We start from the raw sequence: 23,762 nt of genomic DNA on the forward strand, positions 1-23,762 counted from the left end.
TATCTACACAAAATTTCTTGTAGAACTATTACGACTAAACTTATAAATAGCAATTAAGAAAAATGCAGCTGCAAAAACTAAAAGGATTAAAATGTTTAAATATAAGCTTCCTAAATTACTTCCTTGTTGCAACTTAGTCAATGTCTCTAACGTCCATCTTTGTGGAAGAAAATCCGCAATTCTTTGTACTGATGATGGCATAATCTCGATTGGCCAGAAACAACCGGAGATCATAACAGTTGGAACAACGATTAAGTTCTGCAATGCTCCAGATGATTTTGAACTATTAGAGAACGCTACAATCATTAATGAGATCCCGACTGAGACCAAAGCAAAAAGCATCATAACAACTGCTGCTTCCCAAAATGGAATATGAATATCGATATGAAACACTTTCGTCATAAAGAGAAGCGTAATAATTACTTGGACAGTCATTACAATCATATTTACTACAACATTTGAGAAAATATATTTTCTAGCATTAATAGGTGCTGACAAAAGTCTGTAGTAAATTCGATTTTCTTTTTCCTTTAAAATAATTTCAGAAAGATTCCCTGCAGACATTAACATAATCATAATCAAAAAGCCTAAACTATATATAGTCATATTTTCAGATTGAGATGAATCTGATAATGTTTTTGTTGCTACCTTGAAGCTTGCGTTTTGGTAGTTGGAATACATTTGATTAAATTTAGTTTGGTCTGTTTTAGCCACTCTACTAATAGCTGAAACATTGTCGATATAGTTGTATAAATAAGATTTTACAAAGCTCGTAATTTGAGCACCTTTTATTGAAGATATTTGAATATGATTTGGATTACCAGAACGTACACTATCTGTAAAACCATCATGGAACGAAATAACACAATCAAGTGATCCTGAAGCGATCTTATCATTGGCATCTGAATTGTTTATTATTTCAATACGAACGTTATCTAAGTGTTCTAAAAACTTAATCGTATCATTTGCAATATATTGATGATCCTCATTGACAATCCCAACATGAACGATCGTTTTATTGGAACCACCATAAGCTAGAAAGGAAATAAAAATACCAATTAGAGGCACTAAAATATACATAATAATATTTTTCTTATTTTTAAAAGTAGCTCTTAAAGTATTCGAAATTAACCAAAAAACTGTCTGCATCCTACAGCCCCTCCCTTCTTTGTAGAGAAATAGATGCAAGAAATAGGAATAATAAAGAAAAACCTATATTAAAAACAAGCGCCGGGATAGCAGCTGACAAGTCGTTTGCATAAATAATTTTTGTAATTGCAGTATTAACCCATGTAAGTGGTGAAAGCTGAGTAATGAATTTTAAAATCCCACTAGTATCGCCCAATTTAAAGTAAGCTCCACCAAAAAATGAAGATAGCTGCACAACAATCATAATGATTGCTCTAGATGATGCATTTGATTTCGTTATATAGCTTACAACCAAGCCTAAACTAATTGATAGAAGAACTTCCGTTAATAAAACAATAAAGACTAATAATAGATGGTTACCCCAGTTGGCTTTAAAAAAGAATTTACTGAAATAGACAACTACAATAATGCACAGAAAGTTAGCAACTAAACTTCCAAGTATTTTCCCTATAAAAATCTCAAATTTAGAAATAGGAGAAACGATTAATCGATCAGCCGTTTTTCTAACTCTTTCTCCTGTGATCAATTTACTTGCAGACATAGCTGCATAAAGAACAATCATAGTCGTCATTGCAATCGCGTAATAATCCATCGAACCTGGCTGTTTATTTGATGCAATCGATGTGTCCTTAATATAATCATCCTGAGAATTACCTAAAAAGACTTCTTTAACTTGAGTTGGATCGACTTTTGCAACTTCCACGCTAACATTATATTTATCTACAAAAGATGATAACATTCCTTGAATAACACTACCCTCAACACTGTTTCCTTCATTGATATAAAGCTTAATTTCGTTATTTTGAATAGAAATATAGCCATCATAATGATTACGTTTCACTTCATTCTCACCATTTGTATTACTCGCAGCTTTTTTAAAATGAATTCCAGACTTTTTCGTACTTTTAATTAATTCGTTAAAATACTGCGAAAACTCACCAGTTGTTGATTCATCTTTATATAAAACATGCACATCTTTAATCGGGACGGATGTTGAAAAAGCATTTGAAAGTGAAGTACCCAAGACAAGCATTAAAATGATTGGAAATGCTAACATAAAAAATAAGTTCCTTACATCTCGAAAGTCACGCTTAATTTCCATGAAAGCAATATTAAAAATATTCAAGCTAATTGCCTCCTTATTAAATAATTTTCCATAAAGTTAATCACGTAAATTTCGACCTGTTAATGTAAGGAAAACAGTTTCTAAGTTAGGCGCATTTTCCTGTAATGAACTGATTTCGATTTCATTATTAATAAAATGTTGAATAATTTTATTTAAATTATTCACACCATTATCTGAAGTAATCGTAATAACATTATCTAAAATATGAACGTTCTCAACACCATTAATCGCTTTAAGCTCCGTAACATCAATATTTTCAGTCGTTTTAACTTCAATTCGAATATCCTTTGTATTCGTAATAATCGATTTAAGCTGTTCCTTTGTTCCTTCAGCGATGATTTTTCCATGATCAATAATCGAAATACGAGAGCATATTTCTTCAACTTCTTCCATGTAATGGCTCGTATAAATGATTGTACAGCCCATTTCATTAAGCTTACGTACACTATTAAGAATATAGTTTCGTGAATGTGGATCAATTCCAACAGTTGGTTCATCCATAATAATCAGTTTAGGTCGGTGTGCAATCGCACACGCAATATTTAACCTTCTCTTCATTCCACCAGAGAAATTTTTTGGGTAGTCCTTAAATTTATCTTCTAACCCTACAAATTGTAATGCCTCTTCTACTCTTTCATTTAATTCCGAACCTCTTAAACCATATAGTCCAGCGAAAAATCTAACATTTTCATAGGCAGTTAAATCTTCATAAATAGCTAAGTCCTGAGGTACCATTCCAATATTCATTTTTGCGAATTTACTATTCTTCTTACTGTTTTTTCCTAGGATTTCTACAGTACCTTGATTACTTCGAAGTAGCCCTGAAATAATATTAATTGTCGTACTTTTTCCCGCTCCATTTGCTCCAAGAAATCCGAAAATTTCTCCTTCTTCAATTGATAAAGACATATTATCTACTGCTATAAAATCCCCGAACTTTTTAGTTAAATTTTTTATCTCTAAAACTTTCATCCTCTCACCTCTTAAGCTTTGTGTATGATGCTATTATAAGCAAAAGGGTGAACTAATATCAGTGTATTAGTTCACCCTTTTCACATGAGAATATTCATGTTTTTATTTAGGCAAAATCATGATGGACTTAATAGAAATTCATATCACATGTTGAAATTATTGGATTGGAAGCAAAGTTGTAACTGAAAAACCATCATGACCATCCACTATTATTTTCCCGTTTATAGCCGCAGTTCTCTCTTCCATCCCAATAATGCCTAAACCTTTTTTAATTTTAACTTTCCCTTTACCATTGTCTTTTACATTTGTTTTTATCATTTTATTCATGACATGTATTTCAATCGAAACCTCTGTAGCATTTGCATATTTCATCGTATTTGTTAAAGCCTCAACTACATTTTCTTGAATTACTTTCCATTGAATTGGCGTAATAAGGTCGAGATTTCCTTTATAGACAAACAATGTTTTTAAATCATGCTTAGCAGAAAATTCATCTATGAATAATTTCATATGATGAATTCCCATTTGTTCAGTTGGAGGCTTCATATTTTTTAAAGTAAGTCTTATGTTTTCAATTCCGTCCTTTGAAATATTAATCGCATTTTGAAGCAATTCTAATGCTTTTTCTTGATTAGTACTCATTAAATGTTTAGCTGCTTCCATTTGATATAGCGCACCTGTCATTGAATGCCCTATTTTATCATGTATTTCTTGAGAAATACGATTTCGTTCCTCCAATTTAAAGGTATATTCCGATTGCTCAATAAACTCATTATGGTTATTTATCTTTTTTGACAGCTTTTGAATCGTTCTCCTCATTTTGTCAATTTGATCTTCTTTAAACCGTAATCTAGTGTTATACAAATTAAAAAGCGAAAAAACGATAAAACTAAATAATGAAATTAATCCATAAATAGGCTGTAAAGAATTAGATAAGTAGAAAATTGGAAATAGTGCAAGAAAGCAACCAATCCATTTTTTCGAAGTAAAAAAAGAAACAAGCTCTAAGATCGACATTGGCAGTAGTAAAAGAAATAATGGCTGAATCTTTAAACTGGAATAGATAATTAAACAAATTGATAAGATTAGTAAAAATTTTATCAACAATCTATTTTTTATTAAGTAAAGACTAATATTTAAACAAAAATAAACAAGTAATGCAAATAGTAACCAAGAGAAATTAGAAATTTCTTTTTGAATACAAATTAGAGCTAAATACAAGATTACAACGAGTTTATTTAAAATAATCCAACGCTCCATATATAACTCCCTCGCGTTAGTCTACTTTCCCAGTAATATAGAAAATAGCAATTTGTGTTCGATGTTCTAGCCCAGTTTTTCCGAGAATTGAAGTAATATAGTTAGCAACTGTTCCTTCAGAAATATAAATTTGCTTAGAAATTTCCTTATTCGAAAACCCTTTTGCGATTAAAGCCATTACATCTAACTCTCTTTGGGTAAACAAACTCGTATCGATTTTCGTATCTGCAGTACTTGCATTGCTTGATAAATTCGTTCTAATTTTATCTAATACTAAATCTTGCATGACTGTATTTCCATGATAAACACTTTTGATTGCTTCTCGAATTCGTTCTGGTTCATTATTTTTTAATAAATAGCCCTTTGCACCATTTTTCACAGCATCAATAATGTACTCATCATCATCAAAAGTCGTTAAAATAAGTGGCTTTGTTTTAGTTTGCTCGGAAATATGCTTCGTAGCTTCTACGCCATTCATATTTGGCATTCGAACATCTAAAAGCGCAACATCTACCTCATTATTTTGACAATAATTTAAAGCTTCATTCCCATCATTTACTGTTTCTAATACTTCAAACTCTTCATAAGAGCTCAATATGATTTTAAGTCCTTCCCTAATAAACGAATTATCATCAGCAATAATTAATTTTATTTTCATTTGAATAGAGGGAGAAAATTTCCACCTCGTTTTCACATCCTTTATTCCACGAATTATATTTCCATTATATACCACTACTGACTAAATACCATGAGAAGAAAAAGATTAACTCATTGATTTCAAAAATAAATCCCTTCATTACACAAGTTTATTGTTTTAAAACGATCAGCTTTCCGTATTCATTAATAAAAAGGTAAAGTAAAACACATGAACTCTATTTTGTAATAAGTTTCACAATTCATTCAATTGTTGAAGTAAAATTTCTCAAAATATTTAGTAAAATTTAATTGAGCTCTCTGTTAAATTTTACTAAAAAATATTTACCCTTTAACTTATTTGTTGATACTTCTACTGTTTTCAAAAAAGTACAAATAAGTTAACACTTTAATTAACGCCGGCAAAATGAAAAAGTAACCTATTCCCTTATTAAGTTAGTAAATAGTAAACATTACAAATCTTATTACAGGAGAAAAATAAGTACATGAAAAAATTTAATACTAAAAAAATACTCATTACATTTATTTTGGTATATTTAACTAGTGGTTGTAATTCCCCAAATAAGACATTTTTATTGAGATATGTAATGAACTGCCTTTTGAATCAATCGTCTTTGATCCAGAAAATGATTATACATTTTATTATTATTACGAAGATTTACAAGGTAATGGAAAATTAGATAAAGGAACTTTTTTAAAAAAATCTGAATCCCAATATATAATAAAAAGTTCGATTTTTCAGGATATAGAAGTCACTTATAAAAATAGTGGATTCAAGATTATGCTAACTAATCTCCACAATAAAGATAAAAATATAGCTCTAAAAACTAGAATGCTCAGAAATCTGGGCTTTTTTTAATTGATTGGTGCGATTCTGTGTACAAAATCCAAAAATATCTAAATTGCTATTTGAGATTAGAACAAAATAACTTAAATACTTAGTCACATTACTAAGACTTGCAATCATTCAAAAAATTTTTCAAAAAAAATCCCCATGCATATGCAAAAGGGATTCAAAACATTACTTATTTTCAATTAATACTTTACCATATTGAACTTCATTATTTTCAAAGTAATCATGAGCGTCCTTCACTTGATCAAATGTAAAAGATTTAGGATTGATTAGTGGTTTTAGCTTACCTTCTTCAACTAAAGTAGCAATTTTATTCAAAATAGCGCTATGTTCTTTGCGCCCTTCCTCTGTTTTTTGAGTAAGTAAAATAAAAATTACATGTAAAGATAAAGATTTGTTATGTAAAAGTGTTAAATCATGCGTCGAACGTGCTGCGATTGCTAGAACAGTACCTTTTGGTTTAACTGCAATAAAGGATTTATCTAGGTTTTCTTTACCGACAGTATCAAAAACGAGATCAAAGCCTTGCCCATCTGTTAGGCGGTTAACATATTCTTGGACGGACTCTTCCTTGTAATTAATGACATGGTCTGCACCTAGTGCTTTAACTAAATCAGCTTTTTCATTCGACGAAACAGTTGTCGTAACAGTAGCTCCAAAAGCTTTCGCCAACTGGATAGCTAGATGACCAACTCCACCTGCCCCGCCATGAATTAAAATATGATTACCTTGTTTTAATTTACCTCTGTCAAAAAGTGCCTCCCATGCAGTAATAGCTGTTAGTGGTAAACTTGCAGCTTCTTGAATTGGTAAATTTTTTGGAGCTTTAGCAATTACTGTTTCTTCTATTAAAAAATAATCTGAAAGAGTACCCGTAAAGACATTTAAACCGAAAACAAAATCTCCAACTGAAAAACGTGAAACATTTTCACCAACTTCAACAACTTCACCAGAAAAATCACTATGTAAAATCATCGGAAATTTAGGATGGAACGCATTTGGTACAATTCCTTTTCTAATCTTTGTATCAATTGGATTGATACTAGTCGCAGAAACTTTAACTAAAACTTGATGACCAGATGGCTTCGGTATTGAAAGTTCAACATTTTTAAACTCAGAGCTATCTCCATATTGGTGAATAACAATTGCTTTCATAATAGACCTCCTATGCAAAATAGAAAATATTATTAAGTCATTTTAGCATACATCAGATGGAAAGAAATACAATTTTAACTTGAAATCGAATCATAAGGTTTTGATTATAAATGGTTAAAAATTTATAATTTATATTGTTTTTTCACATTGATTCAGTATAATCAATATTAATCTTTTAATCTTAATTCATGGAGGAAAATGACTATGGTAAACAAATTAGAGGAATTAAATGAGAGAAATGCGTTAAACCATAGAAATATTGTAAAGTATGTAAAACACGTCTTTGATGAGTTAGACTTAAAAGTTAGAAGATTTCGTGAAGAAACAGCAATTAAGGCAGCTCATCATGCAAAACCAGATTTAGAAGAAGAAAAATTATTTTATAACAATATTCACCATATGAAGACGTTACTAATTGACGTATTAGAACGTACTACTGAAGATCTTGAACATATGGGAGATAAAAACTGGAATAAAAACTTCAAAGACGGCGTAAACGCTTAATTTTAAATAAAAACGTATTTTCTCTATCAATTCAATAAATAAGGATAGGAAGGTATTTAAACCTTCCTATCCTTTTGATTATTTCTTTAGACCCGGCTTCAAATTTCTTACATAATTTTTCAATACAAAAAGTACACTTTCATCAATTGGAATATTTATACCAAATCCATCACTTTTTTCAAGCGAAACAAAACCATGAAGTAAACTTCTTAAACCTCTTACCGCATGAATAAGTTCAATATCCGTTAAATTATATGGTTTCAATAACTCATAGATTAAGTTCAATATTTTATTGCCAGTTAAATGATAATCATCACCTGGTGTTTGAGACGGAGATAAGGTAGCTTTATATAAACCAGGATGGGTTCTAGCGTAATCAAGATAAGCAAAAGCTAATGCAAAAATTGCGTTCTCATTATTTTTACCTTCAACCGATTCACGAAGTTTTTCATAAAGTTGCGTAATCCCATGTAATGCAACACTATTTTTTAGTTCATCCAAATTCTTAATATGATTATAAATCGATGGTGGTTGAATCGTTAGCTTCTTTGCAAGATAACTAATCGTTAAAGCCTCCCAGCCTTCTGTATCGACAATTTTAATTGAAGTACTCAGTAATTGATTAAAATTCAATCCAATCCTTGGTGACATTACGAATTCCCCTTCACTTACTGCTTTTTAAGAGCACGGTCAATTGCTTCTTGTGGATGACTTAACATCGTACCATGACCGACTGCTAATAATGTAGGTTTTAATTCACTAATTTTCTTAGCACTATTTAAAGCAGCATCTTTATTCCATGTTGCCATTGAAGGAAAAGGAAATAAAATTTTCAATTGACCAGAGATTGCAAAACCACCTCTTAATGAAAAAGCATCACCAGCGATAATACCATTTGTGCGTTGATCTAAAAATGCCATTGAACCAGGTGTATGCCCGGGAACTTCAACTGCTATTAAAGAGCCAATAATGTCTCCTTCTTGTAGTAACCGATCCGGAATAGTTTGGATATTTTTAGGGACGCCACCTTTTATAGGAGTATTTGGCTCACTAGCTTCTAAACTAGTGTCTCCTTTTAATAATTTTGCATCCCTTTTTGAAATGGAGACGACTGCATCAGGAAGTAGTGATTTTAATTGATCAAGCGCTCCAACATGGTCACCGTGCGCATGCGTTAAAACGATATTCGTAATTTTTTTGCCGATTTGATTAGCTGCTTCAATAATTTTAGTCGCACTAAAGGATAGTGCTGTATCGATTAACGTAAGTTCGTTTTCTTCTTCAACTAAAAAACAATTTACAGGAAAGAAATTGGGTAAAAAGCTCAACTCATAAAGATAATTATTTTTCGTAATCTTCATTTTATACCCTCCTAATAATAAAAACTAATACCTTTAGTTTTATAATGCTAAAGGTATTAGTTTTTGTGAACAAAAATTCCAAATTTACATAAAAATCGTTATAATGACTAAAAAACCCTTTCATCAAAGATGAAAGGGCTTCAGACTGTTGACAAACGCTCGCTTTCTTCGTTGCTTCGCCTGTTGAGCGGTGCTCATTACCGTCTAGGGTAACCCCCCGCTCCTCACCAGGCTTCGCGCCTCGAAAGACAAGCGCTCGCAATCAGTCTGAAAATCAATTTTTAGTACTTTTTCTACATGTTGATATTATTTTCTAGATAAATCCATCTCTTTATAAGAAACAACTTTCGTTTTGTGTTTAAATTTATAACCTAACCAAACAATTAAAAATACAGGAATTCCAATGTATGAAACAAGTACACCTTGCCAATCAATTGCCTTACCAGTGAAAGCTTGCCAGTTTTGAGCTAGTACAATAAATAAACAAGCTAAGAATGCTAAGATTGGACCTAGTGGGAACCATTTTGCGCGATAAGGTAAATCTTTTAAATCTTTTCCTTGAGCAACATAAGCCTTACGGAAACGGTAATGAGAAATCGCAATACCTAACCAAGCAAGGAAACCTGATAAGCCTGATAAATTTAATAACCAAGTATACACTTGACCTTCACCGAAAAATGAAGATAAACAAGCAAGTGAACCAACTGCAAGTGTTATATATAAAGCATTTGTAGGAACACCATTTTTATTTACTTTTGTTAAGAATTTAGGAGCTTTTCCTTCAATTGCTAGCGTATATAACATACGAGTAGATGCGTATGTTCCACTATTACCTGCCGATAAAACTGATGTTAAAATAACTGCATTCATTACAGAAGCCGCAAATGCAACACCTAATTTTTCAAATACTAAAGTAAATGGACTAACAGCCACGTCATTTTTCATTAGACCAGGGTCTGTATAAGGAATTAATAAACCAATTACGATAATAGCTAATACATAAAATAGAAGGATACGCCAGAAAATTTGACGGATAGCTTTTGGAACATTTTTTTCCGGATGTTCAGTCTCACCTGCTGCAACACCGATTAGCTCTGTACCTTGGAATGAGAAACCTGCAACAATAAAGATTGATAAAACACCTAAAAATCCATTATGAAACGGAGCATCTCCAGCAGTAAAGTTTTTGAAACCTGCATGATGTCCACTTAAAATGCCAAAAATCATTGCAATACCAACAACTAAAAAGACAACTACAGTAACAACTTTAATTAATGAAAACCAAAACTCTGATTCACCATAGCCTTTAACCGAAAGTAAATTTAACCCTAAAATAATCACTAAAAAGATTCCGCTCCATAAAACAGCTGGAGTATGTGGAAACCAATATTTCATCAGCATTGCTGAAGCTAATAATTCAAAAGCTAAAGTGATTGCCCAGTTATACCAATAATTCCAACCCATAGCAAAACCAAATGCTGGATCAACATAGCGAGATCCATAAGTACTAAATGAACCCGAAACTGGCAAGTAAGTCGCCATTTCACCTAAACTAGTCATTAAGAAATAAACCATAATACCAATTAGTCCGTAAGCTAAAACAGCTCCGCCAGGACCAGCTTGACTAATTGAAGTTCCACTAGCTAAAAACAATCCTGTCCCAATTGAACCACCAATTGAAATCATCGTTAAATGTCTTGCTTTAAGGCCCCTTTTTAAAGAACCATCGTGAGTATTCGATACTACTTTATCATTCTTAGGGTTTGTTAGTCCCATCTTATTGCCTCCTCTTGATTCTTGCAATCTTATCTTTACGCGAGAATATGGGACGGTATAAAGTGTTGTATGATGTGTATTTTACTCAGTATTTTCGTCATTATGTAAAGAATGGAAAATCTGGTAAAATACAAAAAACACGTGAAGCAATGTTCACGTGTTTAAGACTCAATTATATGTGTCAAACAACATCAACATCTCTTCAATAGCCCTCCACAAGAAATTCTTGTGACAGTCCTATGCTTATTCAGCAATAGGCCCAGTAATAAATTTAAATGGTAAATTTATTACTTCGGCAGTTTCACCTTTTATTACTTTTCACAGGTACCATAAACCTCAAAGTAACGACTAATCAAAACTGCGCCTCTATCCAGACGAGATAAAGATCATATTAAATTAATTTTTATAAACTCAATATACAATCTATTAATCTAGTTTGTCAATAGAATTTTCGACAAAAATAGACTTTACCTAAGAGATGCATCTCTTGATTTTCGCCTCAGGATACTCATGTCTTGTACCTAACACTTATGTTTTTGTATAATAACTCTGTATACTTCAAAGGAGGAAATTTTCACATGACAATTTATAAAGCATTAACACTTGCGGGATCTGATAGTAGTGGTGGAGCTGGATTACAAGCTGATATTAAAACGTTTCAGGAACGTAATGTTTATGGAATGAGTGCAATTACAACTTTAGTAGCGATGGATCCTCATAATCATTGGCATCATCAAGTATTTCCAATTGATATAGATACAATTGCAGCGCAATTAGAAACAATCGTTGTTGGCGTTGGAATTCAAGCAATGAAAACAGGTATGCTTGGTTCAACTGAAATAATTGAGTTAGCAGCAAAAACAATAAAAAAACATAATATTGATCGAGTTGTTGTTGATCCAGTTATGATTTGTAAAGGAAATGACGAGGCTCTTCACCCAGAGACAAATGATGCATTAAGAGAAATTTTAGTACCACTTTCAACAGTTGTAACACCAAATTTATTTGAGGCAGCTCAATTAGCTAAAATGGCTCCAATCTGCACTGTTGAACAAATGGAAGAAGCAGCACGCAAAATCCATGAATTAGGTGCTAAATATGTTTTAGTTAAAGGTGGAAGCAAAATTCAGCATGAAAATGCAATAGATGTATTATTTGATGGAGAAAAAATCGAGCATCTAGAATCTGATAGAATCGAAACTACATATACTCACGGTGCGGGTTGTACTTATTCGGCAGCGATTTGTGCAGAGCTTGCTAAAGGAGCAGAACCAAGAGAAGCAATCTACACTGCAAAGAAATTCATTACTGAAGCAATTCGTCACTCATTCCCACTTAATCAATACGTTGGCCCAACAAACCACATGGCATATCGATTACATGGAGAAGGCTAATATCAAATAATGGGGCTGTCTTATACGTCAGGTTAACTGACGTATGAGGCGCCCTTTTTTAATTGTAAAAAATGTGAATGTACTGAAGCTGGAATGATTTTTATCAATCAAAAACTAGCAAATCTGTTCCAAGTCGAATAAAAACTTGATAAAATCTGCTATTTATCCTACTATTTTCTAAATTTGAGGACATAATACCTTAACTGGTATGGGTAATTTTTAATTTTATTTGCGATTCCTTGGAATTTAATTGCAGTTTTGCTAAATTTATTTGTGATTCCCTAATTTTAATTGCTGTTTTGCCAAATTTAATTGCGGTTTTCGGATTTTATTTGCGACTCACGATATTTTTTATTTTAAAGAATAAAAAAAGGGCAAAGGTTTCCCTATACCCTATGTTCCCACTTTTCACTTAACGAACCCTTTAATTGCCTTAAATGCACTTCTTCCTTTGAAGTAAACAAATCTTTCCCATTTAGCTAGTAAACCATTTCCATTTTCACCATTTTCAATCTGAAGCGCGTGTTGTTTATGAAACTCAGCAACTCGTTCATTATGTTTTGTATGCAAAGTGTTTAAACGCTTATGAAGATGTATTGCCTGTTTGTTATGTCCCATATAAATTCTCCTCCTTTAGTTAAAAGCTTAAATAATTTATAAATAGCTAGAGCATACAATTTTACAATTAATTTCTACTTTATTTCCTACAACCTTTTACACTTTCAATAATTTTAAAAACCAAGTGAAAATTACCATGATTTAACATTTTTTATGTATTGCATGTTATTATAAATAGAAAGGAAGTGGATTTTATGAGAAAAAATATTTTCATATTAATAATAACATGTATGTTTCTTTCAGTAATTGGTTGTGAAAAAAATAATGACGAAAGTATCCAAGGCATTGCATATGCTAGCCTAACTAGAACTGAACAGGCTGCGTTAAGTGATAAACACGGGGTCGTTAAAAAAGTAGAATCCATACCGAATAATGCTACAATATTTAATAAAAACTATCATAAAGATAAGCTATATTCTGTTACTTTTAATGGAGATAATCCTGAGAAGATCGTTATCTATATAGATAATAAGACAAACAAAAAAGTCGGAATGATTGGTGGGGATTAATTTTTTAATCCATTCAGACTGTTGACAAGCGCTTGCAATCAGTCTGAAAAACAAGTTTTTTGTACTTTGGCTACACACTAAAAGAGCAATATTAATCGCTCTTTATTTTTTTATTGGTTTTAATACAACTAATCATTTAATCCTTTTCCATCGAGAATTTGACCAATGTATTTCTCAACCCTAGACGTACGTGTTTTCGATTGTTTTGGTTGAGAAAAATAATAAATATAAGCTCTTTGACGTCCTGGCGTTAATGCTTCAAAAGCCGTTTTTAAGGCCGGATTTTCATCTAATTTAAGTTGTAATTCTTCAGGAACTTTATAATCTGAAGTCTTTTTTAATTCTACTTGCAAACCTGCTTTTTCCACTTCAATTGCTTCTTTAATATAGTCCTTTAAAACGCTTTCCATTTCAATTATTTCCTGAATATTGGTGAACCGAATCTGACGTGCTGATTGTACATTTTCTGTTTGTTGAATCAGAATGCCTTTTGGATCTTTTAACAACGCACCTTTGTGAAACAGAAGTGCACAATATTCTTTAAAACCATGAATTAAAACGATATTTTTATTATCAAGTGTGTAACAAGGATGCATCCATTTAAAATCTTCAGTCAGTTCACAGTCAATGACGATATCTCTTAACTTATAAAATTCCTCTTGCCACTTTTTCGCTCTCAATAAAAATGCTTCAACTTTAGGATGCATATTATTATTTGTCATCGATAACACCTCTTATTAATTCCACTTTTTTAGCATAATTATAAATTAACGTACAACATGAAAAATCTTCATTTTAAATTTTACTATACATGTTTTTATAATACCACTCGGATTGGCTCATCTACTTTATTCTTAGCTAGTTAACTGGATAAATAGTCCCCTCCAAAAAAGTTATTCTTTAAACGGATGCAAATTTCCTTCAATCAAAAAAAGAACAGGTCAAAGGTTTCCCTTATCCCTGTTCTACATACTCTTCTAAGTAATTAGTACTGATCCCAAGCAACAACTTCATCTAAAGTTAAACGAACTTTTTCGAAGCCTGCTTTGATTCCTTTACCAACTGAAATTAACATAACTGGTTTGAAGTTTGCTGGTACATTGAAAGCTTCTACAAATTTCGCTTGGTCAAATCCACCCATTGGAACTGTATCTAAACCTTTTGCTTTTGCTGCAAGCATAAATTGCATTGAAACTAATCCACCATCAACCATCGCAATTTTTGTTGCAATTTCTTCTGGTAAACCACCGTAGTTTTTCACGATTGATCCTACGTAGAAGTCTTTCACTTCCTGAGTCATCATACCTTTTTCAACTAATTCATCATAAATGCGATCGGCATTTTTGTATGCTTCTGTATCACCTAAAACAGCGATTACCGCAGAAGCATCCACAACTTGTTGTTGGTTATTAGCGATTGGTAATAATTTTTGTTTAGTATCTTGGTCCTTAATAACAAGGAATCTCCATGGTTGTAAATTAGAAGAAGATGGAGCTTGAACTGCAATTTCTAGTAACTCCTTAATTTCATCATCAGACATTTGAAAGCTTGGATCGTAGTGACGAACTGATCTTCTTTCCTTTGCTACAGTGAAGAAATCCGTACTATCAAGTTCTTTTGGCGCTTCTTTACCAAAATCAATTTCGTTTACTTTATTTAAATACTCTTCTTTTTCAGATTTAACATTAGACATATTTAATCTCTCCTTAATTAACTGTATTCTTTACAAATACAGTATATGACTTTAACTGTATAAAAGTCAACTACAGTTTACAAAAAAATAAAATCGAAACATCTTAGTTTCGACTAAATTAGAAAACATACTAATAATTTGATTTTCAAACTGATTGCGAGCTCGTTTGGCAGGCAATCTGAAACTAGTTTCGATTTTATTTTATCCATTTTCCTTTGGTAATAAGTCTGAAATTGTTTTCTTTGCGAGACCTTCAACAAGCCAGCTTTCCATCTCATCTTTTAAATCATATAAAGCAGATCGTGTAGATGGTGTAAAACATTCCTTACTATTTACATCTAAAAAGCCTTTTGAATATGGATCTGATCTCATCGCATCATATACATCTTTTAAAGTAATTTCATTAGCACCTCTGGCTAAATAATATCCACCATCTCGTCCTTCTTTAGCTGAAATAATGCCTGCCTTAACTAAATTAGCAAGAATTTTTCTTAAAAAAGTAGATTGTGCTTCAAGTTTTTGAGCTAATACTGCGCTTGGACAAATTCCATCTTGCTCCGCTAAAACTAGTAGAGATTGCAGTGCTAGTCCAAACCACTTTGTACTAGAAACCTTATCTTTCAAGATCATTCACCTCAGTTACTAGTCTAAACTATTTTTTGAAAAAGACAACCTTATCTAAATTAATGTTATACAGGGTGTAAAATTTAAGTGAATTTAGAAAAGCCCTACGCCTTTTCCTAAATTCACAATAATGATTCGTAGTTTTTAGTGACAATAAGATTTGTAAGGATTATTTCTTTTGACATTTCACCATCGTAAATTTAAACGGTGGTTTACTTTCCATATTCTTATGTGGTTCAAGAATTTCGGAAACTTCAATCAATCCATAGTCTCCAAATTCTTGCTTGATCGAGTTAGAATCATAAAAGAACATTTTTATCCCTTCCATTATTTCAAAGTAATCTTTATCTAGCTGTTTGCCTTTTCCGTACATTGGTGCATCTTTTGAAATTGTAGTAAATACCATATAGCCATTCGGATTTAACTGATTATAGCAATCTTTAATAAACTTTTCTCTCTCTTCTTTATTCAATAAGTGAATAAGTGCGTAACAAAATATACCGTCATAAAGCTTTTGATCAAAAGGCATGTCGGTAACTGAACCATGAAAAATAGTAAAATTAATTCCATTTTGTCTTGCCAATTCAATCGCTGTTTTTGATATTTCAATACCTGTTACGTTTATTCCATTGTCAGTAAAAATTTTTGCGTTTCTACCATATCCGATCCCCGGAATCAAAACATCCTGAACTTTCTTTTCAAGGAAAAAGTCCTTTGTTAAAATTGCGGAGTCTGAAGGTTCAAATCCCCACATCATTTGATTTTCTATAAAACTCGATTCCCAAATTTCTGCCATATCTAAAACCCCTTTTAAAATCATTCAATCTACTTACCCAATTGTGTTCAAAAAAAGAAAGACCTAAGGCCTTTCTTTATTATTTCTATTTATGACGCATTGCTCTTAGCCATTTCTTTATCTGATAAACGCTCGTTACCCATTAAGAAAATTGAAATCAATGCTAATCCTACAGGAACTAATGTCCAAAGGAATGTATGAGCAATTGATGTTGAAAACACGTCAGTAATTTTTGTCAATATTGGTGCAGGAATCAATTTGGCAGCTTCAGGAGTAAAGGCTTGATTAATATTCGAAAAATCCTGAGGTGCGCCACTTTTTGCAAATGCATCAGCAATTTTATCAGTAAATACATTTCGTTGAATAACTCCAAAAACAGTAATACCAACTGTCATTCCTAAAGCACGAAGGAATGCGTTAGTTGAACTTGCAGAACCACGATTTTCATTATCAAAATGATGCATCGCAGACATACCAAGAACTGAGAACGACGCCCCTACACCAAATCCAACAATGATCATATAAACGATCACTTGGAATTTAGACGTATCAGGTGTTAAAGTACCTAGGCAAATAATACCTGTTAACAGAAGCACAACTGATCCGACCATAATATTACGATAACTAGTTTTATTTGCTAAAGTTCCACCAAATGCGGCAGAAATACTTACACTCACCATCATTGGTAATAAAACTAAACCAGAATTCGTAGCTGTTCCACCTTGAACAAACTGGATAAAGATTGGAATATAAATTGTTGCAGCAATGAATGCCGCTCCATAAAATAAGCCAACAAAGTTACTTGCAGCAAACAGACGATATTTAAACATGCTAAACGAAATAATCGGCTCAGCTGCTTTACGTTCAATAAATAAAAAGACAATAAGGAAAACAGCAAATCCAGCAAATAAACCTAAAATTTGAACTGAATCCCAAGCATATTCTTTTCCACCTAGTTCAAGTGCAAACATTAAACATATGATACTAATAACAAATGTTGTTGCACCCCACCAGTCGATTTGTTGCTTTGTGTGGTTTTTTGACTCGACATAAAAATAACTAATTAGTCCAAGTGTTAAAAGTCCAAAAGGAATATTAATATAGAAAATATATCTCCAGTTAATATAATCCGTAATATAAGCGCCAATTAAAGGTCCAAGAACACTTGATAACCCAAAAACAGCACCAAAAACACCACTCATTTTACCACGCTTTTCAACAGGAAACACATCCCAAATAATTGAAAAAGCAATTGGCATTAATGCACTTCCACCAATACCTTGGATTGCACGATAAATACTAAGCTGAATAATAGAAGTCGCTGTTCCACAAAGAACTGAACCTAAAATGAATAGAATAATTCCTAACATAAAAAATCTTTTTCTACCGTACATATCAGAAAGTTTACCGAAAATTGGCATCCCAGCCATTTCTGTAACTAAGTAAGCTGATGTTACCCAAACAAATTTATCATAGCCACCTAAATCTTTTAATATTGTAGGCATTGCCGTAGAAACGATTGTGTTATCAAGGGAAGCGAAAAATATCCCAAGCAATAACGCAATCATAACAGGAACCAGTTTTGTTTCCCTTTTTTGCATGAACATCTCTCCTTTAACATTTCAAGCATAAAATTTAATTTCAATACTGTATTCATGGTCTAACTTAAGTATCTGACTGACTGAAAAACGCTATTCTTTCGAGGCAATTAGTCTGATGAAGAGCTATCCTTTGGCAATCATTAGCACAGCCGTAAAAATCAGTCTTTATTAATGTATAAAATAGCATTACTTAATAGACCTAAACCTATTCCAATTCCAAAACCAATAAATCCTCCTACGACTAAATGTGATGTAAAATAACCTACACCTAAACCAATCGTTAATCCTAAAATAACAAAAGCAGCATAAAAAATCCCTACAGCTTCCTCATGTCTCATAATATATAATCATTCCTTCCATACAATTTAACTTCACATAAAGTAATGAATGTCTCCATAAATACTTTAATTAATTTAAAGTTAATATAACATTGTTTCGTTACTTAAACAATATATAAATTTAAATTTATTATTTTATTTTTATTAAAAACAGTATTTTATATGTAAATCATGGTACATATTCATTAAATTTATTGTATAAAAAGGAATACAACAACGTTACGCACAAAAACAACCTATAAAAACAAAACATTGTTGCGTTACTCTGAATTTAAATAATAAACTTCATTACTTAGGACCAGTCTGGCCCATGCTCCTTATCATTTTATAACAAAGACCAAGTGCACTTATTAAGAAAAGCCAAGCTGCTAAATGAAACATAAATTGAATGTCAATTGATTCAAGTATAGTTCCAACACCTATAATACAAATAGCAGTTACAAAAGAAGTCCAAAATAAGTAACTCCTATAAAAATCGGATGAAGCGTTCATAAATAATTTCTTTTCAGCGATCTTGAATGACGCAGTAAATCCTCCAAATAAAACTTGCCCAATATAAACAATCTTTATATTATCGATAAAAGGAAGTGAAAAAAACAATAAACAGCAAAATAATGAATGGAATATCATTAATAAAAATGGTGAAACCCGGTCAACGAATCGGCCACCAAAGTATACAACCACACTTAAACTTAATGAAAAAAGTCCATATAATAAACTAAATATGTCATACGCATCTCCTATATTTCTTAAGAAGAGGACATAATATGGAAATACTAAAGAGCTACTAAATCCAATAATACTAAGTAATGCAATTAAACAACGGTTCATAGGATTACTCCCCATAATTTTCATAAAACGTATTCATAAATACACTATTTGGATCAAACTCTCTTTTCTTATTGAAAAAATCTTGCGTTTTTGGATATGCTGAAACCATTTGTTGCTTAGACTGATATGGATAATAAGGTAAATAATAAGTACCTCGATGCTCTAGAGTTAGATCAGTCCACTTTTGAATGACTTCTTTTGCATATTGAACAGAATCTTTATCTTTACCGTGTTGAATCAAAACAACGAAAGCAAACATATCATCTTTCGCATAATTCATGACTGTTTCATCATCTTTTTCAACGTATCGAATCGTAATATTTAATATATTTAAATTTTCATATTGTAAATATTCTCTAACATCATCAATGTAACGAACAAATTCATTTACAGGTACAAAAAATTCCTGTAAAACTTGTGTATCTTGACGATCATCGAATTCCATAAACTTACTTTCAGAACGCATGACATTATTGCGAGTTTCATAGTTTCCATTTAGGGAGTGAATAAAGCGATATTGAAAATCCCAAAATAGATTTTTACCAATGTCCGAAGTTCTGGACATACCTAGTGCAAACTTCGGTAAAAAAGCGGAATAATCTTGCTTCAGCTCTTGATCTGCATCGGTCATTTTATGGGAAGTTGCCATATAATTAATTGCATAAACCTTATCTAAAAAGCCATCTGGTGCTACAGAAATCCTAGCAATATGCATTCTTGCATTTTGGTTTTTTAAAACGTTCTTGTTAAAATAATTTGGATACTTCTTATAGTCCATCGTTTTTGTTTCTACTCGATATAATTCATTATTAGTTAGTTGAAACTCTACTTCTAAAATAATTCCAAACAATCCATATCCACCTAATACATACGGGAATAATTCTTTATTCTCGGTGCGGCTTACTTTAATTACCTTCCCTTCTGGTGTTAATAATGTAAACCAATTAACAGTACTAGCTAATGAGTGATTCCGAATGTCACGACCATGTGCGTTCACACTTAATGAACCACCTACTGAGAATATCTCTTGTGACTGAGTTACCTTCAATGCAAGATGATAAGGATTAATCGCTTTTTGTATATCTCCCCATGTAGCACCACTTTGAACAATAATTGTCTTTTGAACAGGATCCACTTTTTCAACCTTATTAAATGTTTTTAAATCAATCACCACACCATCTTTATAATATGTATGACCTCCTTGACTATGTCGCTCACCTGCAATTGAAACTGTCTTCCCTTGTTTTTTTGCTTCAATTACAATTTTCTTTAATTGATCTACTTCCTTTCCTTTGACAATACGATCAATTTTAGTAGGAAGAAGATGGCCAACATCATCAATCACTCCATGCTTTAATGGTGCAGGTTTATTCCACAGCGTATGTAAGACTGTCACAAACACGGTTAAGAGGAGTATTCCTACAAATATTCTTTTCCCCAAGTTCTTTTCCTCCTAATTGAAAAAATAAATTTAAGCGTTAGAAAAAGACGTGCTTACACTAATGTATACACGTCTTCTTTTAACAATCTGTACTTGTTCAATACGATATTAACTAAACCAACCAATCATTTGATTTACGTCTTTTTCATCTAAATGTCTTACCTGATAAGTACGACCAAATTGGCTTGAAAGAATCGTAATGTAGATAGATTTTAGTTTTACTCTTTTTTGAAGGAAACTTTGTTCACCGATCAATACTTGTATTCGCTCTTTTGGTAAAATCGCGGTTGTTCTTGAGAAATAACCAGACTGAATGATCACAGTTCGATCTAATAATGTATAGCCTGCGTTTCTAAATCCTAATTCCCCAATAAATAGACCAATTAAAACAATGCCATAAGCCCAGAAATGGACAAATGGAAGTAATACAATTCCACTTGCTATTAGAAGAAAAGTAATAATCATTCTTGAATAATACGTTTTTCGAGCTCTTTTTGGTGCTCGGTTTGATATTTCATCATAGTTAATAGAAGGAATAAAATTTTTTAGGAATAACTGGACATCCTTCGTTTTAATAAATGGATGTAGAACATGTCTACCTTGTTCCTGCTTATCCCCCATTCCAACAGCTTCGACGTAAACTGTAGAATAGCCGAATAATTGACGAATGATCCCTTCTTTTATAACTACTCCTTGAATTCGTTTTAACGAAACCGTAAATTCATTTTTTTCGAATAATCCTCTTGTAATAATAATTCGATCATCTATTCTTTGGACAGTAAAGTTTGCAAATTTCAATATGTATCGAATGGTTGAAAAAATTAGGGAAAGTAATAAACTACCTAAAAATACAATAAAAAACATCATGTAAGTGAATGTTTGTATTTGATTATATATTGCCACATAAATACTATGTGGAAGTAAATCCTCGATTTGTGAAAATAAAGATGCTAAAACGGCAAAAGCTAGTCCAACTTCAAAGGAAGTGATTCCAGCTAAAAAAAGTTTTCTTGTTTCAATTGTTAAACTTATATCTACTAAAGGTACTGCTTGTACACTATTTTCCTCAGCTACAACCAAACCTACTTTTTTCTTTTTAGAGTTTAATACTTCATTTTTTAATGAAAGTGCCACTTCCTTAGGTATCGCATTTAATATACCTTCAGCTTTTTTCCCACCAGCTGTTTCAATTCGTACGCTCACCACATTAAAAAACTGTTGAATAAATCCAGCATTAATTGAAAATGACTGAATACGTTCTTTTTGAATAAATGTATTTTCGATTACAAATAATCCCGAACGAATTCTAAATTCATCTTCAGTTATATAGTAGGTAAATCGATACCATTTTATGATTGCTGAAGCAACTGGAAAAACAATCAGAACAGCAGCAAACAAATATTGAAACAATGAACCTTTACCACCTGAAACTAAAAGTATAATAAGTGGTATTAGTACGTTTTTAATTTGCTCTAAAAATACGGTAAGTATATAAGCTGGATGTTGTCTTTTTGGCTCATACATCGTCATCACTTATCCTTGCTAAGTAGATAATTTTATCTCTAAGCTTTTCTGCGACATGGTGTTCTAAGCCTTCAATTTCATGTGTGGTAGCAGCCGTGGAAATATTCACTGTAGATAAACCGTATCGACGCAGTATTGGTCCTACTTCTGTCGTAACGTGTTGAACTCTGACCATAGGAATAACAATTCGCTTAATAACAAATATTCCTTTTTGAATTTCTAACTCATTTTCATAAATCTCATATGCGGTATATTTCAATTTAAGTGTAGGTAAAAATAAAGTTAAAAAAATAATTAACGCTATAACGATACCTATAATAATCATTAAAATAAAGAAGGGAAGTGAAAAATATCTCATAAGAAAATAATAGATAATTGGTAAAGCAACTAAAGAGATACTGCTAAGTAGTGATGTAATTCTCCATACTGACCTCATTTTAGATGATGGTCTTTGTGATGGATTTGCTCTCATTTAATCACCTTTTCTATCTCATTAATCTATCACTTACTATATCATACCATGAGACAAACTATTCACAAACCTCCTATTTATCGACAAAGTTAAAAAAAGGTAATTTTCCCCATGATTGATGAAAAAATAATCTTCTAACTAAGCAAATATCTTTAATAATCAATAAAAAAAGGTTAACTCATAAAGTCGAACGTACTAAGACTTATGAGTAACCTTATTTCAATCGTAATAAATAGTCTCAGATTCTCTAAAATTTACAATTACTTTAGCCTGTCCTTCTACAATCTTAGCAAATTCATCCATCGTAGTGTCATACTTAATATAGATTCTAGGTAAAAGATAGACTTCATTCTTTGTACCCTTTTCTAGATAATATTTCGGATCTGTCGCTACTGCAAATTTATAGTACTTTTTTGTTTCCTCAATTACTTTATCATTATGATAACCATAAGGATAAGAGAGAGCTATCACAGGTTTTCCAGTGATTGATTGGATCTTATCTTTGGAATCTTTCAACTCATGCTGATAATCATCTATCTTCCTTAAATCTAGATGGGTTGCAGTGTGTGATTGGATTGAAAACCTCCCTGTATCAGACATCTTTTTTAAATCCGTGCTAGAAAGACGATCCGGCCATCCAATATAGTCGGATATCGCAAAGATAGTTGCTCTTGGTGTAAAGGTATCCGATTTCAATTTTTGAAAGATTTTTAACACATTTAAGTTATTTTTATAACCGTCATCAATTGTAATAAATACAGGTTTCTTTACGTTATTACGGTCTCCCCATTGTTCAAAAGTTAAAAGTGTAAATCCATGATCACGTAAATAAATCATTTGTTTTTCAAAATTCTCTGGTGAGACAAACAAGTCTCTTACTCCGTGACCAGTAAACTCATCAATGGAATGATAAATTAAAATTGGAATTTTATCTGTAGCATGTGTTTTTTCTGGCAACTGTATCCACAAAAATAAACATAGAAAAAATAAAGTTATCTTTCGCATATAAATCCTCACTTTATCTTTTTTCTATTAGTGTTCCAATTTCATTGCCTTGTATTATAAATTCTCTTACAAAATAAAAAAGACTCGTAAATAACCGAGTCCTCTA

The 23,762-nt window shown here is 31.9% G+C and carries 24 protein-coding genes and 1 riboswitch; of the genes, 3 read left to right on the forward strand and 21 right to left on the reverse strand.

Annotation, left to right across the window (positions count from 1 at the left end):
- Positions 1–3: 3 nt before the first annotated feature.
- The 6 genes from V5E38_RS12530 to V5E38_RS12555 form a co-directional block, all read right to left on the reverse strand.
- Positions 4–1,149, reverse strand: a complete 1,146-nt coding sequence (locus V5E38_RS12530) for an ABC transporter permease (protein ID WP_499210268.1) — start codon at positions 1,147–1,149, stop codon at positions 4–6.
- Between the two features lies 1 nt (position 1,150).
- Positions 1,151–2,275 (reverse strand): ABC transporter permease, encoded by a 1,125-nt coding sequence (locus tag V5E38_RS12535; protein WP_499210269.1) that lies wholly within the window; start codon positions 2,273–2,275, stop codon positions 1,151–1,153.
- A 36-nt stretch (positions 2,276–2,311) separates the two neighbouring features.
- Positions 2,312–3,247 (reverse strand): ABC transporter ATP-binding protein, encoded by a 936-nt coding sequence (locus V5E38_RS12540; RefSeq protein WP_097974651.1) that lies wholly within the window; start codon positions 3,245–3,247, stop codon positions 2,312–2,314.
- Between the two features lie 156 nt (positions 3,248–3,403).
- Positions 3,404–4,507, reverse strand: coding sequence for a sensor histidine kinase (locus V5E38_RS12545; protein ID WP_499210270.1), 1,104 nt, complete (start codon positions 4,505–4,507; stop codon positions 3,404–3,406).
- Positions 4,508–4,523: 16 nt separating this feature from the next.
- On the reverse strand, positions 4,524–5,165 hold the full coding sequence (locus V5E38_RS12550; protein WP_499213572.1) for a response regulator: 642 nt from the start codon (positions 5,163–5,165) through the stop codon (positions 4,524–4,526).
- Between the two features lie 1,017 nt (positions 5,166–6,182).
- Positions 6,183–7,169, reverse strand: coding sequence for a zinc-dependent alcohol dehydrogenase family protein (locus V5E38_RS12555; RefSeq protein ID WP_499210271.1), 987 nt, complete (start codon positions 7,167–7,169; stop codon positions 6,183–6,185).
- 204 nt (positions 7,170–7,373) lie between these two features.
- Here V5E38_RS12555 and V5E38_RS12560 point away from each other — a divergent pair, with 204 nt between their 5' ends.
- Positions 7,374–7,673: a hypothetical protein gene (locus V5E38_RS12560; RefSeq protein WP_499210272.1), complete on the forward strand. Its 300-nt coding sequence runs from the start codon at positions 7,374–7,376 to the stop codon at positions 7,671–7,673.
- Between the two features lie 78 nt (positions 7,674–7,751).
- Here the strand turns inward: V5E38_RS12560 and V5E38_RS12565 are convergent, their stop codons facing one another.
- From V5E38_RS12565 to V5E38_RS12575, 3 genes are all read right to left on the reverse strand, one after another.
- Positions 7,752–8,324: a TetR/AcrR family transcriptional regulator gene (locus V5E38_RS12565; RefSeq protein ID WP_499210273.1), complete on the reverse strand. Its 573-nt coding sequence runs from the start codon at positions 8,322–8,324 to the stop codon at positions 7,752–7,754.
- 17 nt (positions 8,325–8,341) lie between these two features.
- Positions 8,342–9,034, reverse strand: coding sequence for an MBL fold metallo-hydrolase (locus V5E38_RS12570; protein ID WP_499210274.1), 693 nt, complete (start codon positions 9,032–9,034; stop codon positions 8,342–8,344).
- Between the two features lie 306 nt (positions 9,035–9,340).
- On the reverse strand, positions 9,341–10,810 hold the full coding sequence (locus tag V5E38_RS12575; protein ID WP_499210275.1) for an amino acid permease: 1,470 nt from the start codon (positions 10,808–10,810) through the stop codon (positions 9,341–9,343).
- A 198-nt stretch (positions 10,811–11,008) separates the two neighbouring features.
- A riboswitch (Lysine riboswitch) is annotated at positions 11,009–11,187 on the reverse strand.
- A gap of 201 nt (positions 11,188–11,388) precedes the next feature.
- Between V5E38_RS12575 and pdxK the strand changes: the two genes are divergently transcribed.
- A complete protein-coding gene (gene pdxK / locus V5E38_RS12580) occupies positions 11,389–12,204 on the forward strand; it encodes a carbohydrate kinase family protein (protein ID WP_499210276.1) in 816 nt (271 codons plus the stop codon).
- 408 nt (positions 12,205–12,612) lie between these two features.
- Here the strand turns inward: pdxK and V5E38_RS12585 are convergent, their stop codons facing one another.
- Positions 12,613–12,822: a hypothetical protein gene (locus V5E38_RS12585; protein WP_499210277.1), complete on the reverse strand. Its 210-nt coding sequence runs from the start codon at positions 12,820–12,822 to the stop codon at positions 12,613–12,615.
- 194 nt (positions 12,823–13,016) lie between these two features.
- Here V5E38_RS12585 and V5E38_RS12590 point away from each other — a divergent pair, with 194 nt between their 5' ends.
- Positions 13,017–13,331 (forward strand): hypothetical protein, encoded by a 315-nt coding sequence (locus V5E38_RS12590; protein ID WP_499210278.1) that lies wholly within the window; start codon positions 13,017–13,019, stop codon positions 13,329–13,331.
- Between the two features lie 128 nt (positions 13,332–13,459).
- Here V5E38_RS12590 and V5E38_RS12595 read toward each other — a convergent pair whose 3' ends face one another.
- The 11 genes from V5E38_RS12595 to V5E38_RS12645 form a co-directional block, all read right to left on the reverse strand.
- Entirely contained in the window at positions 13,460–14,053 is a 594-nt protein-coding gene (locus V5E38_RS12595; protein WP_499210279.1) for a YdeI/OmpD-associated family protein, read from the reverse strand.
- A gap of 263 nt (positions 14,054–14,316) precedes the next feature.
- Complete coding sequence (locus V5E38_RS12600; RefSeq protein WP_387327519.1) at positions 14,317–15,024, reverse strand: nitroreductase family protein; 708 nt, start codon at positions 15,022–15,024, stop codon at positions 14,317–14,319.
- A 201-nt stretch (positions 15,025–15,225) separates the two neighbouring features.
- Positions 15,226–15,648 carry an RrF2 family transcriptional regulator gene (locus V5E38_RS12605; protein WP_084006839.1) on the reverse strand — a complete coding sequence of 141 codons (423 nt, stop codon included), beginning with the start codon at positions 15,646–15,648 and terminating at the stop codon, positions 15,226–15,228.
- Positions 15,649–15,817: 169 nt separating this feature from the next.
- Complete coding sequence (locus V5E38_RS12610) at positions 15,818–16,444, reverse strand: class I SAM-dependent methyltransferase (RefSeq protein WP_499210280.1); 627 nt, start codon at positions 16,442–16,444, stop codon at positions 15,818–15,820.
- Positions 16,445–16,533: 89 nt separating this feature from the next.
- Positions 16,534–18,045: an MDR family MFS transporter gene (locus V5E38_RS12615; RefSeq protein ID WP_499210281.1), complete on the reverse strand. Its 1,512-nt coding sequence runs from the start codon at positions 18,043–18,045 to the stop codon at positions 16,534–16,536.
- Positions 18,046–18,203: 158 nt separating this feature from the next.
- Positions 18,204–18,383: a hypothetical protein gene (locus V5E38_RS12620; RefSeq protein ID WP_097974623.1), complete on the reverse strand. Its 180-nt coding sequence runs from the start codon at positions 18,381–18,383 to the stop codon at positions 18,204–18,206.
- Between the two features lie 288 nt (positions 18,384–18,671).
- The gene (locus V5E38_RS12625) at positions 18,672–19,214 is read right to left on the reverse strand and encodes an MFS transporter (protein ID WP_499210282.1); all 543 of its coding nucleotides are present in this window, start codon (positions 19,212–19,214) and stop codon (positions 18,672–18,674) included.
- A 4-nt stretch (positions 19,215–19,218) separates the two neighbouring features.
- Complete coding sequence (locus V5E38_RS12630; protein ID WP_499210283.1) at positions 19,219–20,655, reverse strand: FAD-binding protein; 1,437 nt, start codon at positions 20,653–20,655, stop codon at positions 19,219–19,221.
- A 108-nt stretch (positions 20,656–20,763) separates the two neighbouring features.
- A complete protein-coding gene (locus V5E38_RS12635; RefSeq protein ID WP_499210284.1) occupies positions 20,764–22,179 on the reverse strand; it encodes a PH domain-containing protein in 1,416 nt (471 codons plus the stop codon).
- On the reverse strand, positions 22,172–22,651 hold the full coding sequence (locus V5E38_RS12640) for a PH domain-containing protein (RefSeq protein WP_097974616.1): 480 nt from the start codon (positions 22,649–22,651) through the stop codon (positions 22,172–22,174). The genes V5E38_RS12635 and V5E38_RS12640 overlap by 8 nt, the downstream gene beginning before the upstream one ends.
- 219 nt (positions 22,652–22,870) lie before the next feature.
- A complete protein-coding gene (locus V5E38_RS12645) occupies positions 22,871–23,608 on the reverse strand; it encodes a polysaccharide deacetylase family protein (protein ID WP_499210285.1) in 738 nt (245 codons plus the stop codon).
- Positions 23,609–23,762 lie beyond the last annotated feature (154 nt).

The sequence above is a fragment of the Rossellomorea sp. GAMAL-10_SWC genome (genome assembly GCF_049568075.1).
Classification (GTDB): Bacteria; Bacillota; Bacilli; order Bacillales; family Bacillaceae_G; genus Gottfriedia.